The 10,320-nt window shown below is 54.2% G+C and carries 8 protein-coding genes; 7 read left to right on the top strand and 1 reads right to left on the bottom strand.

Annotated features, from left to right (window positions below; all coding sequences use genetic code 11):
• Nucleotides 1-4 precede the first annotated feature (4 nt).
• The 7 genes from L971_RS00480 (at nucleotide 5) to L971_RS00450 (ending at nucleotide 8,407) form a co-directional block, all read left to right on the top strand.
• On the top strand, nucleotides 5-367 hold the full coding sequence (locus L971_RS00480) for a response regulator (RefSeq protein ID WP_021066686.1): 363 nt from the start codon (nucleotides 5-7) through the stop codon (nucleotides 365-367).
• Nucleotides 364-2,922: a sensor histidine kinase gene (locus L971_RS00475; RefSeq protein WP_024371820.1), complete on the top strand. Its 2,559-nt coding sequence runs from the start codon at nucleotides 364-366 to the stop codon at nucleotides 2,920-2,922. The genes L971_RS00480 and L971_RS00475 overlap by 4 nt, the downstream gene beginning before the upstream one ends.
• 118 nt (nucleotides 2,923-3,040) lie before the next feature.
• Nucleotides 3,041-3,421, top strand: a complete 381-nt coding sequence (locus tag L971_RS00470) for a YisL family protein (RefSeq protein WP_024371821.1) — start codon at nucleotides 3,041-3,043, stop codon at nucleotides 3,419-3,421.
• A gap of 101 nt (nucleotides 3,422-3,522) precedes the next feature.
• A complete protein-coding gene (locus L971_RS00465; protein ID WP_047373779.1) occupies nucleotides 3,523-4,524 on the top strand; it encodes a trans-aconitate 2-methyltransferase in 1,002 nt (333 codons plus the stop codon).
• 106 nt (nucleotides 4,525-4,630) lie between these two features.
• Nucleotides 4,631-6,124, top strand: a complete 1,494-nt coding sequence (locus L971_RS00460; RefSeq protein WP_047373777.1) for an NAD(P)/FAD-dependent oxidoreductase — start codon at nucleotides 4,631-4,633, stop codon at nucleotides 6,122-6,124.
• A complete protein-coding gene (locus L971_RS00455) occupies nucleotides 6,121-7,599 on the top strand; it encodes an NAD(P)/FAD-dependent oxidoreductase (protein ID WP_024371824.1) in 1,479 nt (492 codons plus the stop codon). Before L971_RS00460 ends, L971_RS00455 begins: the two co-directional genes overlap by 4 nt.
• On the top strand, nucleotides 7,568-8,407 hold the full coding sequence (locus L971_RS00450; protein ID WP_047373775.1) for a phytoene/squalene synthase family protein: 840 nt from the start codon (nucleotides 7,568-7,570) through the stop codon (nucleotides 8,405-8,407). The genes L971_RS00455 and L971_RS00450 overlap by 32 nt, the downstream gene beginning before the upstream one ends.
• 423 nt (nucleotides 8,408-8,830) lie before the next feature.
• On the opposite strand, the gene L971_RS00445 is transcribed toward L971_RS00450, so the two are convergent.
• On the bottom strand, nucleotides 8,831-10,297 hold the full coding sequence (locus L971_RS00445; RefSeq protein ID WP_047373773.1) for an NAD(P)/FAD-dependent oxidoreductase: 1,467 nt from the start codon (nucleotides 10,295-10,297) through the stop codon (nucleotides 8,831-8,833).
• Nucleotides 10,298-10,320 lie beyond the last annotated feature (23 nt).

Genomic DNA, 10,320 nt, shown 5'->3' with positions numbered 1-10,320 from the left:
CGTCATGGTAAAAATTCTACTCGCAGAAGATGAAGAAGTATTACGCATGCTCGTATTAGATACGTTAGAAGACGAAGGCTACGACATCGATGAGGCACCAGACGGCCTCGAAGCATATCGCTTGATTGAACAAAACGAATACGACCTCGTAATCGTTGATCATATGATGCCAGGGATGACCGGACTCGAAGTCATCGAGAAAGTAAGGAAGTTGCCAGGACGTCAACATACGAAAGTGATGATGTTGACGGCGAAGAGTCAACAATCTGATCGTGATTGCGCGAACGAGATTGGAGTCGATTACTTTATCTCAAAACCGTTTAGTCCACTTGAATTGGTGAAGATCATAGGAGGCATCGTGAATTGAACAGATGGTTTAAACAAAAACTCGGACGTGACATCATGGTCGTCCTCTATTCGTTTTTAGTGGTCGCTTTGGTCGGCTCAGGGATTGCCTATTGGTACGTCGAGGATCGTCTCGCAGCGAACGAGGCCCGTCTGCGCGAAGTCGACGAGCGCATCAGCCGACTGAACACGCTATGGGACGAGTGGCAGGCTGCCCAGTACGATTCGCGTGGATACTTATTGTTTGGCGATACGGCAGCGCTGGAGCGGGCCCGGTCAAAAGAGAACGAGTTCCAACAAGAAATCAATTGGTTCAAGAGCGTCGTCCAGACACGACAAGGTGAAATTTTTGCGGACGACCTGCAAAACTTCCATGACTTTTACTTCGATGTGATTTTACCGGTCACACTTGAATACGGACAATCGCGTAGCGAAGGGGATGTCAGCGAGACGTTCATCGACCCAGATACGGTCGCATCGCTCCCGACGGCACAGCGCTTAATTGAGCAAGGTGCCATTCAATTCAGTCCGGAACGAGGTATCGACACGCTCGGACCGATTCAACAAATCGAGACGTCGCTCACCGACTACAAGACGCTCATGAACAGCGAGAAAGAAATCGTATACGCCGAATGGCGACAAAACAATAATATTTTACAGTTCTTATGGATTGCGAGCATCGTCTCGTTCGCCGTCTTGATCCTCTTGTTCGTCCAGCCGTTCTTACGTCGCCAATCGCGTTTGATTTCAAGGCTCGCGGTCGCATCTGATCGTCTGCTCAAAGGGGAAATCGTCGATTTGAGCGACCAGATGGATCGGGAAGACGAGATTGGGACGATGTCCCGCTCGTTCAATAAGATGGCGGAGACGCTTCGTGACAACGAACGTCACTTGATCGAGAAGAACCATGAGTTGCAGGCACAACAAGAAGAGTTGATCGCTCAGCAAGAAGAGCTCCAAGCGCAGCAACAAGAACTCGAAGAGATTTTGGAACAGACGCAACAGAACGAGCAGCACTTGGCGTATCGGAACGAATTGACGGAGACGCTCGCCGCCCGAGACTCGTTGACGGCTTACCCAGAGATTATCGAGAAGCTCGTCGCCATCACCGACTCCGAAGTCGGGGCGCTCGTCTTCGTCGATGCGACGGGATCGTTCTCGGTCACGAGCCACGGCTTGAACGAGACGCTCACGCGTCAGTTGCTTGACAGTGAGAACTCGGTGCTCACGCGGGCGATGACACTTCGGACGACGGTCCATTCGTCGAAACAAGTCGCGAGCGACCACCCGCTCCCGTACCCGTACTATATGTACGAGACGGCCGTCCCGGTCCACGACCCGACGGACGACTCGATCATTGCGTTCATCTATCTCGTCCGCTACAAAGACCGCTTCACGCAGACGCAGATGGGCGACATCATGTCGTTCGCACGTCAATTGTCGCTCTCACTTCTCCGGATGCGTCTCTTCGAAGAGATGACCCGAGAGAAAGGGAAGACGGAACGGATTCTCGATTCGATTCGCGAGGCGGTCATCTACGTCGAACACTCGACCGACGACGTGTTCGTCAACCGGCCGCTCTATGAGATGTTCCCAGAGCTTGACGACATCACGTCGAGAGAACTCGCCGAACTGTCATGGAACGAATGGCGTGAGACGATCGCGACAACGGTCGACCAAGAAGACGATTTCATGACGTATACGGACCGTCTGTTCACAGACGACTTCCCGCACGACAGCGTCAGTTTCTCGATCCGCAAAGGGGAGATGAACTTGCAGATGTACGCCGAACGCATCGTCGTCGGCGGCCTGTCGAAAGGGACGCTCCTCGTCTTCCGTGACATCACGAGCGAGACAGAGGCGGAGCGCTTGAAGAGTGAGTTCATCTCGACGATCTCGCACGAGTTGCGCACACCGCTTTCTTCGATTTACGGGTTCACCGAGCTCATGGTCAAGAAGCAGTTGCCAAACGAGAAACAAGCGAAATACTTGCAGACGATCCACGCGGAGACAGAGCGGTTGACCCATCTCGTCAACGACTTCCTCGACGTGCAGCGTATGGAAGCCGGAAGCCAGATGTATGACCGGGAACAGCTCGACATCGAGCCGGTCATCCGTGACATGATGACATTCTATGAAGCGTCGTCATTGAAGCATCAGTTTGAACTCGTGACTGCTGACGACCGTCCGTACGAACTGTTCGCTGACTGTCAGAAGTTCAAGCAGTTGATGAGCAACTTGCTCTCGAACGCCGTGAAGTATTCACCGCATGGTGGCAAGATCACAATCGAATTGGCCCATCACGATCAGTCCGTGTCGATCAAAGTGAAAGACGAAGGGATCGGGATTCCGAGCGAGGCACTCGACCGCCTCTTCGATAAGTTCTATCGTGTCGATAACTCGGATAGCCGTGAGATTGGCGGTACAGGTCTTGGACTCCCGATTTGTCAGGAAATCGTCCGAGGCCACGCCGGTCAGATTCATGTCGAATCGGTGCAGCATAAAGGATCGACGTTCACCGTCGTCATCCCGAGCTATGAACATGCTGTCCGTGAAGAAGCGCAGACGACTGCTTAATTGGCAATATTGGAGAGGTATGCGGCCGCATACCTCTCTTTTTCTGTCCCGGCTTGACCGGTCACCGGTTTATTCGTGTACAATAAGGATTGTATATGACTAAAAGGGGGATTATTGGATGCCACTGACTGCATTCCTACACACACACGTGACGAGCTGGATTTTACTCCTCGTCTTGTTCGCTGTCGCCTACATCGGCTACAAAAATGGTAACAAGAGCGGTAAGATCGCGCATATGGCGTTTCGCCTCATGCTCCTCGTCGCGTTCGGTACAGGACTTTACTTGTACTTGCAATTGAACGGCGGCGGCATGTTCTACCACGTGAAGATCACGGTAGGGCTCTTGACGCTCATCTTCGGTGAGATGGCGCTCATTCGCATGAAGAAACAAAAACCTGCGAGTGCGATGCTCGGCGGTTTTGCGGTCCTGTCGCTCGTGACAATCTTCATCGGTTACGCGCTGCCGTACGGCCAATCGTTTTTCAGCAACTTTATTTAAAGTACGTCCCACTTCGCACATCGAAGTGGGATTTTTTTGTTTGTCCGCAAATTATTAGGGGAAAATAAAAAAATCAGTGATAACGATGATGAGGTGAAACGATGGATCAACAGATGAATGAATGGTCGCGCGTGCTCCACGCGCGGAGATGGATGAAGCAGACCGAGTCGTTCCTGCCGTTATGGCACGGTTATATCGGATACAAGTACGGTTTATTTGATGCGCTCCAAGGGGGGGCGAGTTATGCGGAAATGACGCTCCGTTTGAAACAGCCGCTGACAAAACTCGCACTCGAGCGCTGGCTCGACGTCGGCGTCGCCGTCCGTCATCTGAAGAAGAAAGGCTGGCGTTACTACCCGACCCGCAGTTTGAAGTACCAACTGTCGCACGAGGACGAGCGCAGCATCGGGTTCATGCTCCAAGAGATGATGGAGCTTCATATCCCTGCCTTGATCGCCTACCCGGACTTTTTGGAGTCAGGCAAACAAAAAACGTTCGATGGGGCGACGCACGGACAAGTCGTCGCACAGACGTCGACGCTCGTCGAGACGGTCGCCTTCCCGATCGTGCAGCAATTGCTGCGTCAAGCCGACGTCAAGACGATGCTCGATATCGGTTGCGGGCATGGCGGCTATTTGCGCAAGCTCCACGGGCTCGAGCCGGATTGGAAGTTGACCGGCATCGATCTAGAAGAAGACGTCATCGAAGAAGCGCGGGAACAAGACGATACGGGCGAGATTCGATATGAAGTGGCCGATTTTATGGAATGGGACCACGACGAGCGATTCGATGCCGTCATGATGAACAACATGCTCTATTACTTTTCGCCTGAACAACGGATCGAGCTGCTCGGACGCATGCTCGAAAACCTGGACGAGCAAGGTGTGGCCGTCCTCGTCACCCCGCTTGCGGAGACGCCGCTCGGTGCTCGGTTCGCCTCGGCGTTCAATGCGTTCATGACCCTTCACGACAATTTATACCCGCTCCCGACGATTCGCGCGCTCCGTCGCCAAATGGAACAAGTCGGCTTCGAGAACGTCCGTTTCATCCCGTTCATCCCAGAAGGTTCTTGGTATATCGTCATCGCCGAGCGAGGCGTTTGACACATCGCGGACACATGGCGAGCCGATTCAGATTTGAACTTGTCTCGACTCATTTCTATAATGGAGTAGAAGCATAAGAGACTATTCACATAGGGAGTTGTTCAACGTGTCGGATAAAAGAGTTGCAGTCATCGGCGCCGGGCCAGGAGGCCTCGCCGCCGCCATGATATTGGCGAGCCGCGGTGTGGAAGTGACCGTGTTCGAGAAACAACCGTTCGTCGGTGGACGGACGTCACGTCTACAAGTCGGTGAGTTCGCGTTTGATCGTGGCCCGACTTTTTTGAATATGCCTTACATTTTAGAAGAGATCTTTGAAGAGACGGGACGTAACCTTCACGACTACGTCGATATGAGACGGCTTGAGCCGATGTATGACTTATATTTTGACCGGGGACGACGCGTCTTATCGATGACGACCGACCGCGACGAGATGCACGAGGCGATCGAAGCGCAGTTCCCTGGCAACGGGGAAGGGTATGAACGGTTCATGGCTGAGCAGGCGATCAAGCTTTCGAAATTGATGCCGGTCCTGCAGACGGCGCACGACAAGTTGACGGACTACGTCTCGACGCGCGTGTTGAAGGCGTTGCCGTTTCTATCGATCGGCAAGTCGCTTTACGACGTGCTCTCGGAATATTTCACGAGCGAGGAGTTAAAATACGCGTTCACGTTCCAAGCGAAATATCTCGGCATGTCGGCTTGGGATTGTCCGGGTGGATTCTCGATCTTATCGTATATGGAGCATGCTTACGGCGTGCATCACCCGATCGGCGGTGTGAACCAGCTTTGTACGGCGATGGCGCGCGTCGTCGAAGAGGAAGGCGGTTCGATTCGTCTTGGCGAATCGGTCGACCGGTTGTTGCTCGACGGGAAGCGTGTGAACGGGCTCGTCGCGAACAACGTCCATTATGCGTTTGACGAAGTTGTCATCGGGGCGGATTTTGCCCATGCGATGACATCGCTCGTCCCGGACGGAACGCTCACACGCTGGAGTCCGAAACAGTTGCAGAAGAAGCGCTACTCGTGCTCTACGTTCATGCTCTATCTCGGGCTCGACCGGCTGTACGACGATGTCGGCCACCATACGATCCATTTCGCTGACGACTATGAACGGAACGTGAAAGAAATGACGCAAGACTTGAAGTTGAGCGACGACTTCTCGTTCTACGTTCAAAACGCGTCAAGAATCGATCCGACGCTCGCACCGGTCGGCAAGTCTTCTTTATACGTTCTCGTCCCGGTACCGAACAATTTGTCCAACTTGCCGTGGGAGACGCTCGAGGCGAAGATGACCGAAAGTGTGCTCGACGCGCTCGAGACGCGTTCACCGTATCGAAACGTCCGCGATCATATCGAAGTAATGCAGGCGCTCACGCCGCACGACTGGGAGTCGTTCGGGGTGTACGAAGGAGCGACGTTCAACTTAGGGCATAACTTGTCACAAATGATGTACTTCCGTCCGCACAACCAGTTTGAAGAACTCGACCACGTCTGGCTTGTCGGAGGTGGCACGCATCCCGGTAGCGGCCTGCCGACGATTTTCGAGTCGGCACGCATCACGGCTAACTTGCTTCGTGACCGGGCAGGTGTCGGTCAATGAAGATTAGTTTCGTCGGGGCCGGCATCGGGTCGCTCTACGCGGCCCTCTTGCTGACCCATAAGTATCCGGCGCTCGACATCACGATTTACGAGAAAGAAGATCGCGTCGGGGGCCGTCTCAACTACGTCGAGTTTGAGAACGGGGCCCGCGTCGATGAAGGCCCGACGATCGTGTTGTTGCCGAGCAAGCTGAAGAGCCAGCTGAAAGAAGCGGGCTTCCCGGAACAAGAGCTCGAACTGCTCGAAGTCGACCCGTTGTATCGTCTCCGCTACGAAGACGGGACGACGTTTTACAAGTATCGCGACATCGAGCGCCAAGCCGAAGAAGTGGAGCGCATGTTCGGAGAAGGGGACGGGTTTCGCCGCTACATGGGGCAAAAGCGTGAAGAATACCAAATCGGATTTGAGACGTTCCTAGACCGTGGGTACAAGGCGAAGTCGGATTTGTTTGAACCGAAGCTGTTGCTCCTCCTCATGCGGTTGAAAGCGTACGAGACCGCCCACGAGAACATGAAACGCTTCTTCAAAGACGAACGTCTGCGCGTCGCCTATAGCCTCCAGACGCTTTACATTGGTGGGAACCCGTATGCGACACCTTCACTTTACGGACTCATCCCGTATCGTGAACAAGAAGAAGGCATCTGGTACGTCAAAGGAGGATATTTCTCCTTGGCGACGAAATTAGAACAAGAGCTGAAAAAGCGGGGTGTCACGTTCAACATGAACGCCGCGGTCGAACGGGTCATCGTCGAGAACGCTCAGGCCAAGGCAGTCGTCGTGGACGGGGGGCGTGAGACGTACGACGCGGTCGTCGTCAACGGTGATTTCCCGCTCATGGAACGGCTCATTGACGGTGTCAAACCGAAAGCGTATGAACCGTCGAGCGGCACGTTGCTCCTGTACTTCACCGTAACAGGTGACATCGACCTTCCGGTTCATCAATTTGATTTGCCGAATGATTTTGCTGGTTCGATGCGAACGATCTTCGAAGATGGTAAACTAAGCGAGTATCCGGCGATGTATACGTTCAATCCGTCACGCATCGATGCGACGCTCGCGCCGGACGGGACGAGTGTGCTTTACGTGCTCGTGCCGGTGCCGCGCAAGTTAGAGCGCGAACACTTTGAAGCGAGCGGGACGATCGATCATCTCGTCTCGCGGATCGAGGCGATGGTGCCTGACTTTACCGACCGCGTCCTCGAGATGAAAGTTCGTACCCCGATGGACGCGGAACGGTTCGGATTGTTTGAAGGGGGGAGCTTCGGCATCGCCCCGAAACTTGCCCAGTCGGCAGCATTCAAGCCGCAGGCGCGCCCGTACGCGCATATCGATCGGCTCTACGCCGTCGGTGCCTCGGTCCATCCGTGCGGCGGGGTCCCGATCGTCATGATTGGATCGCAACTGTTAGTGAAGAGAATGGAAGAAGAAATGGGGGCAGCGTACCATGACGACACAAGAAGCGTATCGTCAATGTGAGGAAATCATGAAGAAAGGCTCGTTGACGTTTTATCGGGCCTTCTCGTTGCTCTCAAAGCCTGACCGCCAAGCTGTGACGGCCGTCTATGCGTTTTGTCGAACATTAGACGATGCGGTGGATGAATCGGATCGGCCGGAAGAAAGTTTGGCGGAGTTTTTGCAAGCGTTTGACCACTTTTTGTCGGGAGCCGAACAAACGGACGCTTTATGGGTGGCGCTCCGTGACGTATGGGAACGGTATGAGATGGACGTCGAACCGTTCTTTGAACTTGCCGAAGGCATGAAGTGGGACTTACATAAGTCGCGCTACGAGACGCTCGAGGAAACGGAGCAATACGGTTATTATGCGGCGAGCACCGTCGGCTTGATGCTGTTGCCAATCCTCGTGCCACGTCCGGAAGAGGCGATGAAGGCTGAACTGAGACAAGGGGCGATCGACCTCGGCATCGCCATGCAATTGACGAACATTTTGCGTGACGTCGGTGAAGACTTGAACCGGGACCGCATTTATGTGCCCCGTGACGTTCTCGAGCGACACGGCATGACCGAAGCCGATCTGTTGGCACGCACGGTATCACCTGCCTTCATCGACGTCTGGGAGACGCTCGCACAGCGGGCCGAAATGCTCTATGCGAGCGCTCGGAAGACGCACCGGCTATACCCGCCGGCGAGCCGGAAGCCCGTCCAGGCCGCTGCACTGTTATACGAAGGCATATTGGATGCGGCCCGTCACAACGAGTACGACGTCTTCACGAAGCGGGCATATGTGTCGACGCTTCAAAAAGGAAAGCTATTAGCAAGACTGTGAGTGACCGCCTATGCGGTCGCTTTTTTTCTGCACAAAAAAACCACTTTTGGCGGGGGACCAAAAGTGGCGTAAGCGTTATGTTGACCCGTTCATCGGGGAAACGAACGGATCGGCTTGTGATGAACACCTAAAGATGTGCCTCGTCTCATGGGGAATGACACGATGGGGCATCTTCGCTGAACCAGGATGCTTGATGGACTAAGGGGGAACATCAGATGCATGCTGATCCAGCTACGGCATACGAGTGGGGAAACTCGCTCATCACTTTTTCTCGGGTGTGACAAGTTCAAAACGCGATTGGCTCGGGGAAGCCATTCGATCGCTACAGGTGTAACAAACGTTACAAAACTGCTTGAACTCGAATATGATATTATCACGTCTGCAACTTGTCGACAAGTGTCGAATCTCTTGTTCACAAAATGTTCAAATTGTCAGAGGTATGTCCTCTAACATCGAGCGGGCCGCCAATTGTCCTGAAAGCGTGACCATCGGGCTACCACCGCCAGGATGGGTCGAACCGCCTGCGAACCAGATGTTCGAGACGTCTTCGGACCGTGCCGACGGACGGAAGAACGCACCTTTTTTCGAATTGGCAGACGTCCCATAAAGCGCCCCGTAATACGCATAAAAATCACGCGTCAAGTCGTGCGGGGTGACGCGACGGTGATACATGACGTCCGCATCGTCCCACTCGACGCCGAACTGGCGGAGGCGACGGCGGATCAGATGTTCATACGTCTCGGCGTCGATGTCGGTCAAATGGGCCGGGGCGTTGACGAGGATGAACAAGTTGTCACCACCCTCGCCCATCGCCGGGTCGGTGTAAGAAGAGTTCGAGATGTAGATCGTCGGTTCGTCAGCGTAACGTTCTTCTTCGAACAGTGCCTGGAACTCGGCCTCATAGTCGTCTGAGAAATAGACGTTATGGTGCGCCAAGTTCAAGCGCTTGTTGAGTCCGACCATGATGACGAACGCCGAGACAGACGGCTCGACCGTGTCCCGTGTTGGCACGGGGAACGAGGGACGATGTTGCGTTTCGACGAGGCGCGGATATTGGGTGAGCAGTTCACCGTTCAACAGCACCGCGTCGCACGACAACACTTCCTCGTCATCGATGACGACGGCGTGGGCTTTTCCGTTCAACACTTCAATCTTCGTGACTTCGTGACCGAGTTTGAACTCGACACCGAGCTCGCTCGCCCGTTTGGCGAAACCTTTCGCGATCGTCCAATTTCCACCTTTCGCATAGTAGACGCCGTCGTTCAGCTCGAGGTGAGAGATGAGCGCGAACGTGCCCGGCGTCACATACGGGCTGCTGCCGATGTATGTCGCGTAGCGGTCAAGCGCTTGGATGATGCGCGGGTCCTTAAAGTATTTTTTATGGAGTGAGTGCAGGCTTGTGAGCGGGTGGACTTTCATCATGTCCGCCCAGAGGCCCGTATCCATCTTCGTCTCCATTCGGGTGAAGAAGCGGTTATTCGCGATATCGAACAACTTTTCGGCCTCGTCTAAGTATTCGGCGAGTTGGTTCTTGTCGGCTTTGTCCCCGGTCAAACGCCGAATCTCTTCTTCCATCTGTTCGCGTCCCGAGTGGAACGTCAGCGTCGACCCGTCCGGGAAATGATTGACCGTATGCGTGTCGAGTTTGATGAGTTCGAAGTAATCTTCCGGGTTGGCCCCGCTGTTTCGGATGACGGAACGGAACACATCCGGCATCGTGATCGTGTTCGGACCGAAATCAAACCGGTGGTTGTCCGTGATGACGGGCATCAATTTGCCCCCGACGTGTTCATTTTTTTCGATGACGGTCACGTCGTAACCGCGAGCCGCAAGCGTGACGGCGGCGCTAAGGCCACCGAGGCCGGCTCCGATGATGGCAATCTGTTTCATGGCTTTCTGCCTCCTAACGTTTT

Source organism: Exiguobacterium sp. ZOR0005, assembly GCF_000798975.1.
GTDB lineage: Bacteria > Bacillota > Bacilli > Exiguobacteriales > Exiguobacteriaceae > Exiguobacterium > Exiguobacterium aurantiacum.
This window is presented reverse-complemented; position numbering and strand designations above follow the sequence as displayed.

What these genes read in the sequence shown, in the direction of transcription:
- L971_RS00470 (WP_024371821.1), top strand. Translation starts at nt 3,041, where the DNA reads ATGCCACTGACTGCATTCCTACACACACACGTGACGAGCTGGATTTTA.
- L971_RS00465 (WP_047373779.1), top strand. Translation starts at nt 3,523, where the DNA reads ATGGATCAACAGATGAATGAATGGTCGCGCGTGCTCCACGCGCGGAGA.
- L971_RS00450 (WP_047373775.1), top strand. Translation starts at nt 7,568, where the DNA reads ATGACGACACAAGAAGCGTATCGTCAATGTGAGGAAATCATGAAGAAA.
- L971_RS00455 (WP_024371824.1), top strand. Translation starts at nt 6,121, where the DNA reads ATGAAGATTAGTTTCGTCGGGGCCGGCATCGGGTCGCTCTACGCGGCC.
- L971_RS00480 (WP_021066686.1), top strand. Translation starts at nt 5, where the DNA reads ATGGTAAAAATTCTACTCGCAGAAGATGAAGAAGTATTACGCATGCTC.
- L971_RS00445 (WP_047373773.1), bottom strand. Translation starts at nt 10,297, where the DNA reads ATGAAACAGATTGCCATCATCGGAGCCGGCCTCGGTGGCCTTAGCGCC.